The organism is Spirosoma flavus (assembly GCF_054778555.1).
In genome coordinates, this window is sequence record NZ_BAAGZL010000002.1 from 1,658,012 (window position 1) to 1,675,279 (window position 17,268).

The 17,268-nt window shown below is 49.4% G+C and carries 18 protein-coding genes and 1 tRNA gene; 12 read left to right on the forward strand and 7 right to left on the reverse strand.

Annotation, left to right across the window (positions count from 1 at the left end; translation table 11 throughout):
- Nucleotides 1-77: 77 nt before the first annotated feature.
- Nucleotides 78-3,530, reverse strand: a complete 3,453-nt coding sequence (locus ACYVF1_RS15745) for a PKD domain-containing protein (protein WP_461080374.1) — start codon at nt 3,528-3,530, stop codon at nt 78-80.
- A 135-nt stretch (nt 3,531-3,665) separates the two neighbouring features.
- Here ACYVF1_RS15745 and ACYVF1_RS15750 point away from each other — a divergent pair, with 135 nt between their 5' ends.
- Nucleotides 3,666-4,736, forward strand: a complete 1,071-nt coding sequence (locus ACYVF1_RS15750) for a PorP/SprF family type IX secretion system membrane protein (protein ID WP_461080376.1) — start codon at nt 3,666-3,668, stop codon at nt 4,734-4,736.
- A gap of 40 nt (nt 4,737-4,776) precedes the next feature.
- Here ACYVF1_RS15750 and ACYVF1_RS15755 read toward each other — a convergent pair whose 3' ends face one another.
- Nucleotides 4,777-6,255, reverse strand: a complete 1,479-nt coding sequence (locus ACYVF1_RS15755) for a nicotinate phosphoribosyltransferase (protein ID WP_461080378.1) — start codon at nt 6,253-6,255, stop codon at nt 4,777-4,779.
- A gap of 153 nt (nt 6,256-6,408) precedes the next feature.
- Here ACYVF1_RS15755 and rpoN point away from each other — a divergent pair, with 153 nt between their 5' ends.
- The 8 genes from rpoN (at nt 6,409) to ACYVF1_RS15795 (ending at nt 13,768) form a co-directional block, all read left to right on the forward strand.
- A complete protein-coding gene (rpoN, locus tag ACYVF1_RS15760; RefSeq protein WP_461080380.1) occupies nt 6,409-7,854 on the forward strand; it encodes an RNA polymerase factor sigma-54 in 1,446 nt (481 codons plus the stop codon).
- Between the two features lie 127 nt (nt 7,855-7,981).
- On the forward strand, nt 7,982-8,620 hold the full coding sequence (locus tag ACYVF1_RS15765; RefSeq protein WP_461080382.1) for a hypothetical protein: 639 nt from the start codon (nt 7,982-7,984) through the stop codon (nt 8,618-8,620).
- An 82-nt stretch (nt 8,621-8,702) separates the two neighbouring features.
- The gene (locus ACYVF1_RS15770; RefSeq protein ID WP_461080384.1) at nt 8,703-9,497 is read left to right on the forward strand and encodes an enoyl-CoA hydratase/isomerase family protein; all 795 of its coding nucleotides are present in this window, start codon (nt 8,703-8,705) and stop codon (nt 9,495-9,497) included.
- Nucleotides 9,498-9,562: 65 nt separating this feature from the next.
- A tRNA-Arg gene (locus ACYVF1_RS15775) sits at nt 9,563-9,636 on the forward strand.
- Between the two features lie 852 nt (nt 9,637-10,488).
- A complete protein-coding gene (locus tag ACYVF1_RS15780; protein WP_461080386.1) occupies nt 10,489-10,821 on the forward strand; it encodes a winged helix-turn-helix transcriptional regulator in 333 nt (110 codons plus the stop codon).
- Nucleotides 10,822-10,830: 9 nt separating this feature from the next.
- Entirely contained in the window at nt 10,831-11,913 is a 1,083-nt protein-coding gene (locus ACYVF1_RS15785) for a fatty acid desaturase family protein (RefSeq protein ID WP_461080388.1), read from the forward strand.
- A gap of 55 nt (nt 11,914-11,968) precedes the next feature.
- Nucleotides 11,969-12,871, forward strand: coding sequence for an SAM-dependent methyltransferase (locus tag ACYVF1_RS15790; RefSeq protein WP_461080390.1), 903 nt, complete (start codon nt 11,969-11,971; stop codon nt 12,869-12,871).
- Between the two features lie 27 nt (nt 12,872-12,898).
- Complete coding sequence (locus ACYVF1_RS15795; RefSeq protein ID WP_461080392.1) at nt 12,899-13,768, forward strand: transglutaminase family protein; 870 nt, start codon at nt 12,899-12,901, stop codon at nt 13,766-13,768.
- 129 nt (nt 13,769-13,897) lie between these two features.
- Here ACYVF1_RS15795 and ACYVF1_RS15800 read toward each other — a convergent pair whose 3' ends face one another.
- Complete coding sequence (locus tag ACYVF1_RS15800) at nt 13,898-14,089, reverse strand: cold-shock protein (RefSeq protein ID WP_461080394.1); 192 nt, start codon at nt 14,087-14,089, stop codon at nt 13,898-13,900.
- Between the two features lie 200 nt (nt 14,090-14,289).
- On the opposite strand from ACYVF1_RS15800, the gene ACYVF1_RS15805 reads away from it, so the two are divergent.
- The 3 genes from ACYVF1_RS15805 (at nt 14,290) to ACYVF1_RS15815 (ending at nt 15,481) form a co-directional block, all read left to right on the forward strand.
- Nucleotides 14,290-14,556, forward strand: coding sequence for a hypothetical protein (locus ACYVF1_RS15805; protein WP_461080395.1), 267 nt, complete (start codon nt 14,290-14,292; stop codon nt 14,554-14,556).
- 148 nt (nt 14,557-14,704) lie between these two features.
- Complete coding sequence (locus ACYVF1_RS15810) at nt 14,705-14,986, forward strand: hypothetical protein (protein ID WP_461080397.1); 282 nt, start codon at nt 14,705-14,707, stop codon at nt 14,984-14,986.
- 24 nt (nt 14,987-15,010) lie between these two features.
- A complete protein-coding gene (locus ACYVF1_RS15815; protein ID WP_461080399.1) occupies nt 15,011-15,481 on the forward strand; it encodes a hypothetical protein in 471 nt (156 codons plus the stop codon).
- A 217-nt stretch (nt 15,482-15,698) separates the two neighbouring features.
- Here the strand turns inward: ACYVF1_RS15815 and ACYVF1_RS15820 are convergent, their stop codons facing one another.
- From ACYVF1_RS15820 to ACYVF1_RS15835, 4 genes are all read right to left on the reverse strand, one after another.
- Nucleotides 15,699-16,187, reverse strand: a complete 489-nt coding sequence (locus ACYVF1_RS15820; protein WP_461080401.1) for a hypothetical protein — start codon at nt 16,185-16,187, stop codon at nt 15,699-15,701.
- A gap of 51 nt (nt 16,188-16,238) precedes the next feature.
- Nucleotides 16,239-16,451 carry a hypothetical protein gene (locus ACYVF1_RS15825; protein WP_461080403.1) on the reverse strand — a complete coding sequence of 71 codons (213 nt, stop codon included), beginning with the start codon at nt 16,449-16,451 and terminating at the stop codon, nt 16,239-16,241.
- A gap of 116 nt (nt 16,452-16,567) precedes the next feature.
- A complete protein-coding gene (locus ACYVF1_RS15830; protein ID WP_461080405.1) occupies nt 16,568-16,774 on the reverse strand; it encodes a hypothetical protein in 207 nt (68 codons plus the stop codon).
- Between the two features lie 170 nt (nt 16,775-16,944).
- Nucleotides 16,945-17,094 carry a hypothetical protein gene (locus ACYVF1_RS15835; RefSeq protein WP_461080407.1) on the reverse strand — a complete coding sequence of 50 codons (150 nt, stop codon included), beginning with the start codon at nt 17,092-17,094 and terminating at the stop codon, nt 16,945-16,947.
- Nucleotides 17,095-17,268: the final 174 nt, after the last annotated feature.

The following is a 17,268-nucleotide window of genomic DNA, read 5'->3' on the forward strand; positions in this document are numbered from 1 at the left end:
TCTGTTAAATCAGCGAACTCTGTTTTAACCGCTGCTGAACATGCGCATTGAATTGAGAAGAGAATTTCTCCGAACCGTCAACGTAGCAATGCCACACTACCAACGCGCTGGACATACGTATTGCCTTTCAACAGTACTTCGGCTTCGAAGGTGTAGCTTCCGGCGGGCATCGGCGTACCGTTGAACTTACCATCCCAACACTCGCCGGGTTGGCTACTATTGGCCGGAAAATTCGTTTGTTCAAACACCACTTCGCCCCATCGACTGCGCACACGTAGCACAATAATTTTCTCGATACCCGCCCCAAATAGCGTCCACGTTTTGCCGATGTTGTCGGTTTCGTTTGGTGTAAACGCATCAGGAATAAACACTTCGCAGGCAATGGCACTCCCTACCGGCTGCGGTCCTGCCGTGCCCTGACAATCGCCCCCGCCCGACGTAGCAACCAGCGAAACGCTATACTGGCCCGGCTGCGACAACGTTAGATCAACCGACTGTCCGGTCAACATCCGACCATCACTAACGTACCATTGCCAAGTATCGGCGTTGGTAGCCGCGCCCGTCAGTCGAACTTTTCCGGGAGCGCACTGTTCGGGGCTACCTTCTATCGCAATAGTCGGCTGCGGCTTCGGACGTACTGTAACGTCGCGGGTATATTTGTTCTGACAAGCCGACGAATTGCCCAAAAGTGTCATCGTAATGGTGTAACTGCCGGGTCGGGCATACGTGTGTGCTGGCGTATACGTCACCGAATCCACAACAGAACCATCGCCGAAATCCCAGCGAAAACGGGTTACAGGATTAGTCGTATTCGTAATCTGCGCCACCTGCCCCTGACAAATGGCGGGTGATTTCAATTGAAAATCGCCAGTGGGCGCGGCAATGGTACGTATCGTTTTCCGGGTCGAGTCGAAGCCGCATTCGGTAATGGCGGTGAGCGAAATCGCGTAGGTTGTATTAGGCTGCGTGAACGTCTGTTGCGGATTGGCCTGCGTAATCACCTGGCCGTTGCTAAATCGCCAAATCCACCGGACCGGTTTTGGCGTTGTCGCGTCGGTAAACGTAACCGACTCACCAGGGCAGGGTGTCGGATTGCTAATGGTGAACAACGGCCGGACAATTGTCGGTGATACCCGAATAGTTACCTTACTGGTATCCCGGCCACATTCGTTGGTTGCAACAAGCTGAACCTGAAATGTTTTCGTACTGTCACGTGCCGAAAACTGATGCGTCAACGTATCGGTTGCCGAGCTGAATGGACTCCCCCCGTCGCCGAAAAGCCAGGTTGCCGGCTGGCTTTGCCCCGTTGAGCGGTTCGAGAATTTCACACGGGCGGGCGAGCAACGAAACGTTGTCGAATCGACCCCAATTTCAGCTTTAACCAACGGCCGTACCGTAATAACTCTTGAAAATGACTGGGTGCCGCAGCTATTCGATGCCGTTAAAATAACCAGAAAATTCTGAGGCTGGCGGGACTGGTTGCGGTACGTGTGCGCGGGCGACTGGAAGGCCGAACTGGTAGGCCCATCACTGTAATTCCAGGTGTATTGCACATCTGGGTTGGCCGTGCCCGTTACGCTAAACGAAACCGACATCGGCGAACAGCCCGTGGTTTGGCTGGGCGTGAACGTAACGGGAGCCGGAGGAGCAACCAACCGAATCGACCGGCTCAACGTATCAGAGCAACCGCCCGAACCAACCTGTAATAGCAACTTATTTTGCCCGGCTGGCAACGTAATAGTCGGTTGTCGGTCGGTAGAAATCGGTGTTGTTTGCCCATTCAGAAACCACCGGAACGTAGTAGCCGCCGTCGACGTGTTCTGAATCTGAATCGCCGATCCACTGCAAGCGCCTGTTACCGTGAAAAGGGCTTTCGGCCGACCAATCGACACGGTTGCATCATCGCGGGCGGGGCAACCGGCGGTACCAATTGACAGTTCGTAGGTCAACTGAACCTGAGTCGCCGTGATGCCGTTCAGATACAACGTATCATTCCGGACGGCATTCGGGAACGTAGCACTTTTCCAGACACCGCCGGGTGTTGAACTACGTAGTTTGACAAACGTAGCGCTCCCACAGATCGACGTATCATAAGCCGTCACCTGCCCTCCTTCTACCGCAATTCGAATGGTATCGCTACGTCGGCAAACCCCATTGCCGCGCGAATAAATCAAGTCATACTGCCCGGTTGTACGTGGATTGAAAAACGTATTGGCGCCCTGCGTTTCGAGCAATGCTTTTCCGGTGCCACTCCAAACGCCATTGGGCAGGTTAGCCTGGACGGTAATTCGGGACGTACCAGCACAGACTGCCGTCTGGCGGCCGGGCGCAGTCAGAACGGGCGCCGTGATACGAATCGCTTCAGGGGCCTGTACGTAAAACGTATCGCGAACGGTGCGCGTCCCGCATTGGCCAGAAATCTGTGCCTGAACTATATAAGGCGTTGGCGAAACAGGCACTTCGACTTCAGCATTTGTTGCCAGCGGCTGCCCGTTAAACGTATACGTAGCATTCGCAGTAGGACTGACAATTCGGTATCGGAAGGCGGTACAGCTATCGGGTTGAGGCACCAGCGACAAAGGCGGCAAATCAATAACACGATGCTGACAGACAAACGGTTGCGACGTACCGCAGTCATTAAGAGCTACTAACGTAATGGTATAATTTCCAGTCCGCGTAAACTGAATTTTAACCACTGGCGACCCTGAACCGGTATTCTGAACGTATCGATACGTATTGGGCGTAATGGTCCATTGGTAGCGTGACGCATCAATAGACATGGTGGCATCGAGCGATAAAACGCCACCATTCGATAAACAGACGCCTAACGTATCCTGCGCTTTAAAATCATAGCCAGTAGCAGAATAACTGGCCACCGGCGTTTTTTTGATAGGTACCGTAAACTGCTTACTATCCGTGCCGCAGGAATTGGAAGCGGTTAAACTGACTACATAGGAGGATTTCGTCGTTGGAAACGTGTGTCGGGGATCCCGTTCGGTAGAGGTTGCATTATCCCCGAAATCCCATTTGTACTCGATGTTATTAACGATGTCGGTAGAACTCGGACAGGTATTGTTGCGGAACGTAATTGGCTTATTCTCACAGACATCCGGAATATCCAACTGAACTCTCGGTTTTACCAGAAATACCAGATCGCGGGTAATGTTGTCACCCTGGCAGTCGGTCACAATCTTGATTTCATATTTCAAAACGCCCCCATTCCGGCAATCTTTAGCAAAATTCCCCAGTTTGTAGGTGTGCTGCACCTGCACTGGGCCAGGGCCATTTTTGGTTTCAACCGGTGTATTATCGCCCCAGTTAATGGTAAATTTTTTGTAGGAGCAAATAGAGGCCGGAATCACATTGAAACACATGACGTAGGTGGTATCATTCTCCGATACGCAACGGGTCAGGTTCCCCTGGCAGGCATTTACATCGACGAGCTGGGCACTGGCCGAAAACGGTTTACAGACAAATAGAAGGGTTACAAAAAGGCAAAAGAAACAACGCCAGAGAGTGGAGAAACGCATTTTGATCGCATGGTATAGATAGTATCGTAAATATATGGAATCTGACCAGATTATTCATTTACTTTACAGTGACCCGTTTTTCTGGCCTGATAAGCCCCAAAATCGATTTGTCAGACTACGTTATAAAACCACACCATGCAGCATTTTTTACTGACCGTATTACTTACCGGTTTATGGGCGAGTTCTGTATTCGCACAGGACCCCCAGTTCTCGCAGTTTTACGCCAACCCTTTATATCACAATCCGGCTTTCGCGGGTAATTCTGGCGCATCGCGGCTCATTCTGAATTACCGAAACCAGTGGCCAGCGCTGGGTACTAACTATCAGACCGTAGCGGCATCATTCGATACGTACCTGGAAGCCGACCGGGGACCGGTTGGACTGGGTTGGGGCATCCAGGCGATTCACGACCAGCAGGCCAGTTTCGGACGTACCAGCATCGTTAACGTCATGGCCGCCCCCGACGTAACGCTGTTCCAACAGTCGGGCCGAACGTGGCGACTCATTGGCGGGGCGCAGGTGTCGCTCATGTCGAGTCGGTACAACCCAAGCGGACTCACATTTGTCGATCAATATTCACCGAGTGGATTAACCAGTCCGACCAGTGCCGATCCGCTTTCGGCAGCCAGCATCAGCCGGAATTTTCTGGATTTATCGGCGGGTGTCCTGCTGGAAAGCCAACCCGACGATCGTGATCAGGCGTCGTTCTGGTTTGGCAGTACGTTGCACCATATCGGCAAATCGACCGCCATCGGGCGCGATGATTGGGTTGGGCAACGGTTCAGCGGCCAGTTTGGCATCCGATTACCACTCGGTTTATCGATAGGCGAGCACGGGTTAGGCCACGAGGCCAGCCGCGACAAAAGCGTTACGTTCACCGCGAATTATCGTCGACAGGGTAATAATCAACAGCTAGATGCGGGGCTTAATTTTACGTATTCGCCTGTTATGCTGGGCGTATGGTACCGCAATATTCCCTTTCGACGATACAATCAAACGTCTCAGCGCGACGCTCTGGTGAGTTTAGTGGCGGTTCAGTTAGAGCGAATTATGGTCCAGTATAGCTACGACATGACAATTTCTTCGCTCAGTTGGGCATCGGGCGGAGCGCACGAAATCACCATCTGGTACGGCTTCGATTCGCTGTTCAGTTTCACCAGTCGGCGTGGCAATGCCCGTCGGCAGCGAAAATGTCTTAATTTTTAAGTGTTGGCTCCGACAGATTCTGGCTATCGGAGCCGGCTCATCACTCGCCCCTCAACTTCAGAATCAATTCAGTTTTCAGGTCGTGTAGATTTTTTTCCAGGCCCACCGGATATAGGTGCGGATTGACAAATCGTTTCACACCCGGATGTAAATTTGCCAGTTGCGTTTGCACACGGGCACGTACTGCATGAATGTCCGGAGTTTCATACAACTGCTTACCGTTCTCAAATACAGTCACTAATAAATCTTCGTGCGGCTGTCCAGCGTCAAAACGGCGACGCTTGGTAAAGTCGAGCGGGTCGATCATCACGGACGCTTTATCCGCCGAGTGTCGGTCCAATCCATCCATTTCCAGGTCGTAGATCATGTCGGAGATAAAGCCGCGTTCGTTCTTAAACCGACGTACCTGCTGAATTCCCGGCGTCGAAATTTTAATGGCCTGTTCCGAAAGCTTCATTTTATAAGCCCAGCCCCCTTTTTCGTTGCGCAGGGCCGCCAGTTTATAGACACCACCCAAAGCTGGCTGATCGTACGCAGTCACTAGTTTTGTGCCTACGCCCCAGATATTGATTTTGGCCCCCTGTTGCTTCAAACTATTGATGATGGTTTCGTCGAGATCGTTACTGGCAACGATGGCCGTATCCTGAAAACCAGCCTCATCCAGTAATTTCCGGGCTTCGATACTCAGGTAAGCCAAATCGCCGGAGTCGAGCCGAATACCCGCCAGCTTGTGTCCCTGTTCCTTCAATCGACGGCCCGTTTCGATGGCGTGCCGAACACCCTGCAACGTATCATACGTATCGACCAGCAGCGTTACGTTGTTGGGCAGTACGTTGGCATACGTATCAAACGCCTGCTGTTCGTCATCAAACGACATCACCCAGCTGTGCGCGTGCGTACCGCGGACAGGAATATCGTATAATTTTCCCGCCAGTACGTTCGACGTAGCATCACAGCCGCCGATGTAAGCCGCCCGACTGGCCGTCATCCCCCCATCGACACCCTGTGCCCGGCGCAAACCGAACTCCAGCAACGTATCGGTTTCGGCCACCAAACGTAACCGGGCTGCTTTCGTCGCAATCAGTGATTCAAAATTGATCAGATTCAGCAACGGGGTTTCCAGAAGCTGACACTGAAGAATGGGACCCCGTACCCGAATCAGCGGCTCGTTCGGAAAAACCACGGTGCCTTCGGGAATCGCGTCGATGGTGCAGGTCAGTTTTAATTGGGCCAGATACTCAATAAACGCTTCTTCGAAGAGCGGTCTGCCATCATTTCCGGTTAGGCTTCGTAGGTAACGTAAATCTTTTTTTGAGAAGCCGAAATGGTTGATATATCCAATTACGTTGGCCAGTCCACAGGCAATGGTGAAGCCCCCGCCGAATGGATTTTTCCGGAAATACAGGTTAAAAACGGCCTCTTTCTCAGCCGTTTTCGATTGCCAATAACCATAAGCCATCGTTACCTGGTACAAGTCGGTGAGCAGGCTTAGCGACGTATCATAAAGCTTGTTTGTCATGGGCGCGAAGGTACAATTTCAGCGGGGAACAGAAAATTTATAGGCCAAAAACAAAAATCTAACTATTTTGGTCTGATAATTGCGCAGGGCAAATTTGCCTATCACCAAATACTCGACGTAGCGCGCACAACATCTACAGCTTATAGCACCACCATGCAAAAGTTAAGCCTTGCCCAATCCCTACAGCAGAAGCTATCTCCGCAGCAGATTCAGTTTATTAAACTGCTGCAGATCCCAACAGCTGAGTTAGATGCTCGTATTGAAGAAGAACTTGAAATCAACCCGGCCTTAGAAGAAGGCATGGACGAAGAATTTGACCAAAAAGACGATGATTCGTACGATGAGGTAGATGATTATAAAGACAGCGACAACGATCTGGACATCGACAGTTATATCCAGGACGAAGACTACGCGGGTTATAAAATGCAGGGCGATGGGAATTACAACGATGAAGATCGCGAAATGCCGCTGGCTACCAGTTCGAGCCTGACGGATTCACTGCTTCAGCAATTTGGCTACCTCAATCTAACTGAAACACAAGATATTATTGGCATGCAGCTCATCGGCAGTATCGAAGCCGATGGCTACATTCGTCGGCCGCTTCAGGCTATTGTCAACGATCTGGCTTTCGGTCAGAATGTATTGACCGATACGGACGAAGTTGAGGAAGTGCTAATCAAAATTCAATCGTTCGACCCGCCGGGTATTGCCGCGCGTTCGCTGCAGGAATGTTTATTATTGCAGCTTCACCGCAAAGATCCATCTGACCCATATAATCTTCTTGCCATTCGGATTATCGAGGATTATTTCGACGAATTTTCGAAGAAACACTACGATAAAATTCAACGACGGCTGAATATCAGCGATGATTCGCTGAAGAAAGTCATCGACGTGATTATCAAGCTGAACCCAAAACCCGGTTCGGTAGAAAGCGAAGACGGTACTGCGCAATACCTGCTTCCCGATTTTATTCTGACCAACAACAACGGCAAACTCGAATTGTCGCTGAACGGAAAGAATGCCCCCGAACTACGTATCAGCCGCTCGTTTGCCGATATGCTCGATACGTATGACAAGAGCAGCAAACAGAATAAAGCGCTGAAAGAAACGGTCTCGTTTGTGAAGCAAAAGCTCGACGCAGCCAAATGGTTTATCGACGCGATCAAACAACGCCAGCAAACGCTGTTGAAAACCATGAACGCGATTGTCCAGTTTCAATACGATTTCTTTCTGACGGGCGACGAATCGAAGCTTAAACCCATGATTCTGAAGGACATCGCTACGTTGATCGACATGGACGTATCGACCGTATCGCGGGTGGCCAGCAGCAAATCAGTACAAACCGAATTCGGTTTATATCCGCTCAAATATTTCTTCTCCGAAGGTATCTCGACCGATACGGGGGAAGACGTCAGCAGCCGCGAAGTGAAAAATATTCTCCGCGATTTAATCGATGCTGAACCTAAATTAAATCCCCTTTCGGACGACAAACTCGAAAAAATCTTAAACGACCGGGGTTACAACATTGCCCGACGAACCGTGGCTAAATACCGCGAGCAACTCAACATTCCCGTGGCCCGATTGCGGAAACAGTTATAAAAAGTGATGAATTATGAACGATGAGTGATGAGTGACTTCCAGTACGATTAACTTTGTAGTATAAAAGCTATGTTCTGGCAAAGCACCCATCGTTTATCGTTCATCACTCATCACTTATAATTCGTCATTGACAAAGTCTTTTGCCAATTTCCTTTCGGTTGTATTTCATCCGTTACTGATGCCGACGCTGCTGTTCGGCCTGCTGTTATTTCAAACACCGAGCGTTCTGAGTATGGACGCTATATCCAGTACGGCACGGCTGAGCCTGCTGGTATTGATTTTCATCGGTACGTTCGCCGTACCTTCTCTGCTAATTTATTACCTATACCGAAGCGGGCACGTCCGCAGTCTGCAACTTACTACGTTGGCTGACCGGCGTTTGCCTTATTTTTTAACGGCTTTTATCTACACGTTTCTGGCGTATTTATTCCGGTTTCAGATGCAGGGGATATCGACGCTGGCTCCCGAAATTGGCATTCTCATTGCCAGTATCGCCGTTTCCATTTTACTAGTCGGATTCATTAGTCTGAGTTGGCAAATCAGTGCGCATAGCGTGGGCCTCAGCGGTGTGGTGGGCGTTATTAGTGGATTTATTCTCCGCTACAGCCTGACTGACTTATTTGGTACGTTGGTTTTGCTAATTATGGTAACGGGTCTGGTGGCGAGCGCCCGGCTCAGACTTAATGCTCACACCCTCAATCAGGTAGGCGCGGGATTAGTACTCGGCCTGAGCGTTAGCCTTATTACTGTGTATTGGCTCATTTAATTTGTTTCAGGTTATGTCAGGTTATGGGTGCGATAGCCAAGAACCCTGACGTAAACCTGGAATCTGAAACTTGATACCTTTTATGTTCGAAAACCTCCTTTACGAAACGAACAACGGTGTTTGTCGAATAACCCTCAACCGCCCTCAGGTATATAACGCCCTCAGTCCAGGCCTGATTCGGGACATAACGGCCGCTATTGAAGCCGCCGGAACTGACAGTCAGGTACGCGTGGTAGTCGTAACAGGCGCGGGCGATAAAGCATTCTCGTCGGGTGCCGATTTGAAAGAGGGCGTTGCCGAAGTTGCTTCGGGTGGGCAGCTAGCCTTAGGCGAGTCGTTGCGGTCAACGTATCACCCAATGATACGGGCGATACGTCACTTACCTAAGCCCGTCATCGGACGTATCAACGGCGTGGCTGCGGGAGCAGGTTGCTCTCTGGCGCTAGCCTGCGACGTAGTGATTTGCGCCGATGAAGCCTATTTCAGCCAGATTTTCGTAAACATCGGGTTAATGCCAGACGCGGGTTCTACGTTCTTTTTACCTCGGCTGGTAGGTCCGCAACGAGCGTTCGACTTGTGCAGCACTGGCCGACGCGTCTACGGACCTGAAGCTGCCCAAATCGGCTTGGTGAGCCGTTCAGTTCCTTCTATTAATCTGGACGAAGCCGTCGAAGAAGTACTACGTTACTACGTATCGGCCCCTACGCGGGCCATTGGCGCCATGAAGCAAGTATTGAATCAATCATTTTACGCTACCCTCGACCAGCAACTTGAACAAGAAGCTGACAATCAGGACAAGTTAGGCCGTTCGGCGGATGCAGTCGAAGGAATTAGTGCATTTCTATTGAAGCGAAAAGCAAATTTTTCCGGTCAATAGGTTGACAGAGCCTTTTTTTATCTCTACTTTTGCACTCCCAATCAACGGGAACGCCATAGTGCAATGCATTCGTAGCTCAATTGGATAGAGCACCTGACTACGGATCAGGAGGTTTGGGGTTCGAATCCCTACGAGTGCACTTGATAATCAGCCACTTACATTGATTTGTAAGTGGCTTTTTTTATGAGATTGCAATACAACTTGCAATACATTTTGATACATTGCAAGTTGTATTGCAATCTCCTTAATTGTCTTATTGTGCCTTCATAACTTCTAGGAGATATTTTTATAAATGAGAATATGCTTTATGTATATTGTAACTATCAATTTGTTATCTCTCCTAGACCTGTGGCACTCAAGATCTGTCACTGCTATTGTTTAAAGGCAAAAAATGTGTCACAAACTCAACCATAGCGTTATAAATGATACTTTGATACGTGAGATGGCAAATTGAGACTTTTGAATCAATCGAATGGTAGTATTCGGTCGAGCTTGATATTGTTCCTGAAAATAGGGGTTTAATACGACGACCCAGTGAGATGGATCCAGAAAACAATAGAAATGTTACCAGATCAAATTCTGACTAATCCAGCTAAATTAAGTTGGGTATGAACTAACTAATCCATCAGCCAGTTACTATCTAAACAGTCACTCACCTGTCAAGCGTATTTCCTCACTCGCTAGTATTCTGGTTGTTTTCGTAAGCCGCTCTATAAACCGACTTGCCGTTTAGCTCCCTTCTTTTAGCCGGTCCGGCATTTTCATCTCCATTCCGTTTTTCAGTTTAACTCAACGTTCTAAGTTTTTCATTTCACGTCATCCGTATCGAGCATTTCTAACCAACACGTATTCTCATTAAGATCATCGGTCAACTAGTCTCTGGCTGTAAACTAGCCGCCAATAACCGATTGCTTGATCCGTTTGATCCTTGTTTCACTTCTGCCTCGGCTTAGGCTAATCCCTGACTCGGTTCAGCAAACGCCTACTGACCATGACTACGAGTGATACCCGTGACCTCCCCGTTGAGCCAGATTTATTTTTAATTCGAAAGGCCTTGTCGATGATCTGCGGCAAATGGCGGCTCTACATAATTCTGATGCTGGGCGAGCAGACGCTGCGCTATAGCCAACTGGGCGAACAGCTACCCAACGTGAGCGAAAAAGTGCTAGCCGATGAATTAAAAGCGCTGGTCGCTCTGGGCGTTATGCAGCGAACGATCTATGCCGAAATTCCGCCCCGGGTGGAATATACACTTACCGAAAAAGGCCGTTCTGCCTTACCTCTGCTGACGCAGATTCAACAGATCGGCCAACTCATCTCCTAACAGCATTTCATGGCAACCAAACTTAAATTCACCAATACGGGCCGATCCCCGTTTTTCGCTACGCTTCGCGGGCGGGTCGATGCGTATTTTACTCAGCAGGCCATTTCGCCCCATGCTAACAGAGCCATGTGGGCCAAGGCGCTCTTTTTCCTGATCGGCTACGGGCTAATCTATGGACTAATTCTGTCCGATCAGTTCGGTATCTGGACGATGCTTGGGCTAGTAGCTTTACTGGGCGTATTTGCCGCCTGCATTGGCTTCAATGTTTCCCACGATGCCCTGCATGGCGCCTTCTCAGCTCACTCCTGGGTGAATAAATTCTTAGGCGGCAGTTTTTATCTATTGGGGGCTAACCCTTACGTCTGGAAAATTACCCATAATATTGTCCACCATACCTTTACCAATATTCCTGGTCATGATGAAGACATTGACGTAGCGCCGGGACTGGTCCGACTGGACCCTGAAGAGCCCCTGAAGTCATGGCACCGCTACCAGCAGTGGTATACGTTTCCCTTGTATGCCCTGGCCTCACTCTCGTGGGTGCTACGGAAAGACTACGTCAAGTTCTTTAAAGACCGGATCGGCCAGCACGATACGCCCAACCATCCCCGTCGTGAATACATCAAACTGTTTGTTTCTAAAACGCTTTACTACGTTTTCTTTCTGGTGTTGCCTTTGGCCATACTCAGTCTGACCTGGTGGCAGGTACTGATCGGGTTTCTGGTGATGCACCTAGCCGAAGGGCTGGTATTAGGGCTGGTTTTCCAGTTAGCCCACGTAGTGGAAGGCACTACGTTTCCCCTGCCCGACGAAACCGGGAACATGCCCGATGCCTGGGCCATTCACCAGTTGTACACGACAGCCAATTTCGCGCCCCGCTCAAAAATAGCCGCCTTTATCTGTGGGGGCTTAAACCGCCAGATTGAGCACCATTTATTTCCGAAGGTTTGTCATATTCATTACCCCGCCATTACCGCTATAGTCAAGCGAACGGCGCACGAATTTGGTTTGCCTTACCTGGAGAATCGCAGCTTCGGCTCGGCGCTTTACTCCCACTTTCGCCTGTTGCAAACCCTGGGCCGACCCGCCTAGGACGCCGTAACGGTATATCTGTACGTATCGAATCACTCGCTTATCCACTTTCCGTATGGCTTCTCAACAAGACCTCGATTTCACCTACACCACCATCGATAAAATCTTTCGGCTGAGCATGGGCCAGACCGGCGATTACAGCGGGGCCCTGTACAACGGTGATTTTTCGCTCACGCTGGAACAGGCTCAGCGCCAGAAACACGAGTTTATTGCCGATAGTCTGCACATCAGTGCCGGTTCGCGGGTGCTGGATCTGGGCTGCGGCTGGGGGCCCTTTCTTCAATTCGTAATGGAAAGGGGGGCTATTGGTCAGGGCGTAACGCTTTCACAAGGACAGGCTGCAGCCTGCCGGGCCAACGGGCTGGCGGTCGATATCAAGGATTGTCGCCAGATTAGACCCGCTGATTACGGCCGGTTCGATGCCATCAGCAGCGTGGGAGCGATGGAACACTTTTGTTCGGTCGAACAGTACCAGGCCGGCCAGCAGGATACGGTTTACGCCGACTTCTTTACCAAACTAGCTGATTTACTGCCCGTCGGGGGAAGAGCTTACATCCAGACCATGGTTTTTGGTAAGAACATGATTCCCTTCGAGCAGATCAGCCTGGATGCGCCCAAGGATACGCCTTCGTACGCCCTGGCGCTGATGATCACCCAGTTTCCGGGTTCCTGGCTACCCTACGGAGCGGAGCAGGTCATCCGCAATGCGCAGCCGCATTTCAAGCTGATCTCCAAGAGCAGTGGGCGGCTGGATTATATCCAAACCATTGGCGAGTGGCGGAAACGGTTTCGGGCCTTTAACCTGCACAAATACGGCCTGTATGCTTCCCTGCTGCCTAAGCTGTTAACCAGCAAAGCCTTCCGGGACTTGCTAGCCGTGTTTCGGGTCAGCCCCAACCGGGTGTGTTTTCAGCAGGAAACGATGGAGCATTACCGGATGGTTTTTGAAAAAGTCTAGTGCCCTGATTCTAACCTTCGTTCCCGCATGGCCATTCGTGTTGAGCTCATTCATCAGACCCGCTATCAGTACGAGAGGCCGGTTTTTTTATCTCCCCAATGGCTACGGCTCAAACCGGCCGCCCATAGCCCGGCGGTGATCGAGTCGTATCAGCTAAGCATTGAACCGGCTAATCACGTTCTGCACTGGCAGCAGGACCCCTTTAGTAACAGGGTGGCGCGGGTTGATTTTTCTGGTTCGGTAGCTGCAATGATCATTCAGGTTCAGTTGATAGCCCGTTTGGAGCCGGTTAATCCCTTCGATTTTCTGATCGATTCATACGCCAGTTTCTTTCCGTTTGCTTATGAAGATGCTCTTAAGAAAGAGCTGACATCGTACCTGGAGATTACCGAGCAGGGGCCCCATTTAGCGCAGTGGATCAGCCAAATCAGACACCATCCCCAGCGAGACACGGTTGATTTTCTGATTGGCCTCAATCAGCAGGTTAACCAGGCCATTGCTTACCAGATCCGCCTGCAGGCTGGCGTGCAACCCGCTGACGTAACACTCCGACGGGCCATGGGCTCGTGCCGGGATTCGGCCTGGCTGCTGGTGCAGTTAGCTCGAGGATGCGGACTGGCAGCCCGGTTTGTTTCGGGTTATCTTGCCCAGGTAGCTGGGACAGACAATGGGCTCAGGAACGTAGCGGATTCATTGGATTTACACGCCTGGGCGGAAGTATACCTCCCCGGTGCGGGTTGGATTGGTCTTGATCCGACGTCAGGCATGCTCGTTACGGAAGGTCATATTCCTTTAGCTTGCGCCCCCGATCCGGCGGGAGCCGCTCCCGTGAGTGGCACATCGGAATTAGCCGAAACGGAGCTTACCTATAGGAGTACCTTGACTCAACTGACGTAACCAACGCCGGATGGATAAGCCGGGCTGGTCGAATGATAGAGAGGGGATAACCGGTTGATCAACCCATCGAAACGAAAAAACATGCCATTTGGCATGTTTCAACAATTCTATACAGATCAATAAGGGAATTTAAACCACTTCAACATCGACTGCATTGACGCCCTTCTTGCCTTCAATCACATTGTACTTCACTTGGTCATTTTCCCGGATTTGATCAATCAGACCGGAGACATGAACAAAGATATCGGGTTGCCCATCCTTGGGACTGATAAAGCCAAATCCTTTGCCTTCATTAAAAAATTTAACAGTTCCTACTTGCATTCTTCTACTAATTAAGATTTAGTAAATCTACGTTTATTACACCAGCTATCCTATTGATTTTTAAAATATTTCAAAAAACAATAGTTCATTCTTCGCTTTCCCTAACTAATAGAAAAAATTGTAATCTTTTTAGTTGCTGGCGCGTTTATAGTTTACTACGTTGTTGCGTGTGTACTAACCGGCGGTCAAATGCCTTACTCATGATAGACTACCGGATTTCCAGTTGGATTAACTGTTTCCTTTCTGCTACGCAATTAGTTACGGCCAACGCTGCACTATTCACCCAACGGAGCCGGATGGTGTTCAACACGATCGTGCAACGTTTAGCTGGACAAACCGGGCAGCCTGACCGATACATTTTTGCTACCCGAGCGGTTAGCCAACCCCTTTTTTATCCCAACTGTTATCCTTTCCGCCATCCGGCGGGCGCTAGCTTCTTACTGGTCTGTGCTCATCCGCTGGATTAACCCGTGAATAGTACTGGTTCCGCCCGGTACCTAATACGGGATATGCCCCGTACGGTGCTGTATCTGACGGCTGAGTAGGCAGCCAAACGGCAGGACCTGATTCCCAAGTTTGGCCGATAAAGGCTACTCGTTATTTAAAAGCCTACTGATGCGTACCGATCTCAGAATTATCTTATTTGTTGGTTTTAATGAAGTAGCCTTACCTAGAGAAGCTCAAATAGGTGCTATTGATCTGGAAGGTTATGAGGTGAGCTTACTGGTCAAATCGGGTGCGGAAACCGAACTAACGTATCGTCAGTTCTACGTAGCTTTCGACCAGGCTCCAATCGACTACACGCAGGGAATCCTTCGATTACTGAAAACACTTCAGTGCCCTGACGGGGCTTCATTGGCGATGGTCTACGAAGTTTATCCTTATGACCCATCCTAAGTAGATGCTAAAACTCCCTCACGAATGCAGGTTAACGATAATCAACTGACTAATTACATAACGCAGATACATACGGCGCTAGACTCCCCCGCCTTCGACCTAAACACGTCCGAAGACGATTCCTGGAAACCGGAATTCGCTCAACTGATCACGCTGGTTCACCGTCTATTGACGCTTGCTGATCAGGCTGGTAAGCGGGTTGATTTTTGGGAAGGAGTAGGCGTAAACGGAAAGATACAGGACATTACTTCCCTGATCAATTGGCTGTATGACCGCTTACCGGCATTAACGGCGGATAAGCCCGGCCAACTGGCCAGCAACCGCCTGAATCGTTACGCTAATCGGGGTTGGGGTTATTTTGCCAACGGCTATTTTTTCACGGTTGAGTTTGATGATGAACTAGCTTTTTTCATTGATGATCAACGGGTATATCTGAACCACCATATTCGACGAGCTTTGTCTGAAGTAGAGAAGACATATCATCTTCAGCCCTAGGCAATTCTTTCACTACGTTCTTTTACAAATCAATTTAGTGGCGGGGAGCTCTACGTATTAGCGCCTAAAAGCCATTTATCCTTTGCTAAATCGGTAGTTGCCGAAAGTCGTATCACGGCTAAATGGGTCAGCTTATTGTAGCGCCTGCAGGATGAAGTCAGGTTAGTTTACGGGAAGTGGCCTGACTAGTAAGTCGGTGGCCCATTCTCAAGGTTCTTCACTCCGTGATTTCCATGTCTGCGCCATCCGCCTGTTGATAGCGTACTTCTGTTTCCACGTTTTCTATATCAATGGATTCTCCAGTTCGGATGGCCCTGTCAATCAGCTTATCTGTACGACCCACTTCATTGCCTGCCTCTGAATAATAGATAAACCGTACGGGTATCTTTGTGTAGGTATACCGCCTGGATGCATTAAAAACCGTGAACCAATGATGGGCTACTGTATCCACTTCGTTTTTTTGCCACCTGAATGTATTGATTACTAAATCTCGCTTGGCATTGGGTCTAGCGGCCAGGTTCTCGGCTGCTTTTTGCTGCGCCTGCTGAATCGTATTCTTGTTGAGATCATCTATCTGATTGACTCGCCAAATCCAGCCCAACACCGCTAAACTACCAACACCACATAAGGTTATCATAAGCCATTTTTTCATATAAGGAGTAATCAGGGAAATGTGTTGAACAAGGCTTCTCGCAGGCGTCAGCATGCAGAGGCTGTTTCCTGATTACGTCGATTAGCAAGGAGAATCAATACGGGATCAGCCGGCCACCCCCAGGATGGTATGGATGCCCGACTGAATGGTCACGTGCAGACTCTTTCCAACCCAGTCCTGAAGATCGACTCCCCCGGCTTCAGCGGTAGTTGGGCTGGTGCCTTTACCCAGCACAGGCCCCTCTAAAATGCGAAGCGGGACCCGGCAAATAAACCCGCTATTGGTCTGCGTAAACAGGTATTGGAAGATAATCGTCATGGCTGATCAGCGTAGTAGAGCCTTAGTTGCTTCTTACAGCAGGAAAGGTGTTCCAGTAAATGGTCCAATCAAAATCAGGCTTTTTGTGACAATAAAAAGCGAATTAGCTCTATGCTTCAATACGCCAGTATCTCTCTGTTGGAGCGGATGGTAAATTCATCGTCAAAGGAAACGAGCACCACACTAACATCGCGAATCCCTGGGTTTTGCTGAATGAATCGAAGTCGGGCCGTTTCCTCACTATTGTTTAGGTACGCCTTTCGAATAGGCTTCGGTGAGATCGAACTATATCCCGTAATAATGACCAGCGTGTTAGTATCCATACAAAAACGATTGGTTAAAGGAGTATACTTTTGATTGCAAAAACCCCTCACAAACGCTGTTTGGTGTGCATAAGCGAAGACAACAACCTGTGACATGGATGGAGTTATGACCGGCCATCTAAACGTGAAGATTACGAACAGGCCATAGGTAACGTATCAAATAGGCTCATTTAACTCTTTTTCGCTTTGGGCGATAAAGTTGGCGTCGTCATCTCCGATTCATTACGAGCGTATTTAGGCAGCACGGTTTGACCAGCTATTTTAGCGGGCTTGGTAGCCACTTTTTTAGTGTTTTTATTTTTCTTGTACTGATGTGCCATGAGATCGAGTTTAGGGTAGAACACGATTGATACCGAATCGCTTTATTTATTTTCAATCGCTAGTCATCAACGTAGAAGAAGCACTAGCAAACTAATTGTTCATAGGCCGCTTATTTTGACAAGTAAGAATATGGGTACTTCTAAATAACTACCTCGGCTTGCAATCATTTGTCG

Coding starts and splice junctions, on each gene's coding strand:
- ACYVF1_RS15745 (WP_461080374.1), bottom strand. CDS start 3,530: ATGCGTTTCTCCACTCTCTGGCGTTGTTTCTTTTGCCTTTTTGTAACC.
- ACYVF1_RS15750 (WP_461080376.1), top strand. CDS start 3,666: ATGCAGCATTTTTTACTGACCGTATTACTTACCGGTTTATGGGCGAGT.
- ACYVF1_RS15755 (WP_461080378.1), bottom strand. CDS start 6,255: ATGACAAACAAGCTTTATGATACGTCGCTAAGCCTGCTCACCGACTTG.
- rpoN (WP_461080380.1), top strand. CDS start 6,409: ATGCAAAAGTTAAGCCTTGCCCAATCCCTACAGCAGAAGCTATCTCCG.
- ACYVF1_RS15770 (WP_461080384.1), top strand. CDS start 8,703: ATGTTCGAAAACCTCCTTTACGAAACGAACAACGGTGTTTGTCGAATA.
- ACYVF1_RS15780 (WP_461080386.1), top strand. CDS start 10,489: ATGACTACGAGTGATACCCGTGACCTCCCCGTTGAGCCAGATTTATTT.
- ACYVF1_RS15785 (WP_461080388.1), top strand. CDS start 10,831: ATGGCAACCAAACTTAAATTCACCAATACGGGCCGATCCCCGTTTTTC.
- ACYVF1_RS15790 (WP_461080390.1), top strand. CDS start 11,969: ATGGCTTCTCAACAAGACCTCGATTTCACCTACACCACCATCGATAAA.
- ACYVF1_RS15795 (WP_461080392.1), top strand. CDS start 12,899: ATGGCCATTCGTGTTGAGCTCATTCATCAGACCCGCTATCAGTACGAG.
- ACYVF1_RS15800 (WP_461080394.1), bottom strand. CDS start 14,089: ATGCAAGTAGGAACTGTTAAATTTTTTAATGAAGGCAAAGGATTTGGC.
- ACYVF1_RS15805 (WP_461080395.1), top strand. CDS start 14,290: ATGATAGACTACCGGATTTCCAGTTGGATTAACTGTTTCCTTTCTGCT.
- ACYVF1_RS15810 (WP_461080397.1), top strand. CDS start 14,705: ATGCGTACCGATCTCAGAATTATCTTATTTGTTGGTTTTAATGAAGTA.
- ACYVF1_RS15815 (WP_461080399.1), top strand. CDS start 15,011: ATGCAGGTTAACGATAATCAACTGACTAATTACATAACGCAGATACAT.
- ACYVF1_RS15820 (WP_461080401.1), bottom strand. CDS start 16,187: ATGCTGACGCCTGCGAGAAGCCTTGTTCAACACATTTCCCTGATTACT.
- ACYVF1_RS15825 (WP_461080403.1), bottom strand. CDS start 16,451: ATGACGATTATCTTCCAATACCTGTTTACGCAGACCAATAGCGGGTTT.
- ACYVF1_RS15830 (WP_461080405.1), bottom strand. CDS start 16,774: ATGGATACTAACACGCTGGTCATTATTACGGGATATAGTTCGATCTCA.
- ACYVF1_RS15835 (WP_461080407.1), bottom strand. CDS start 17,094: ATGGCACATCAGTACAAGAAAAATAAAAACACTAAAAAAGTGGCTACC.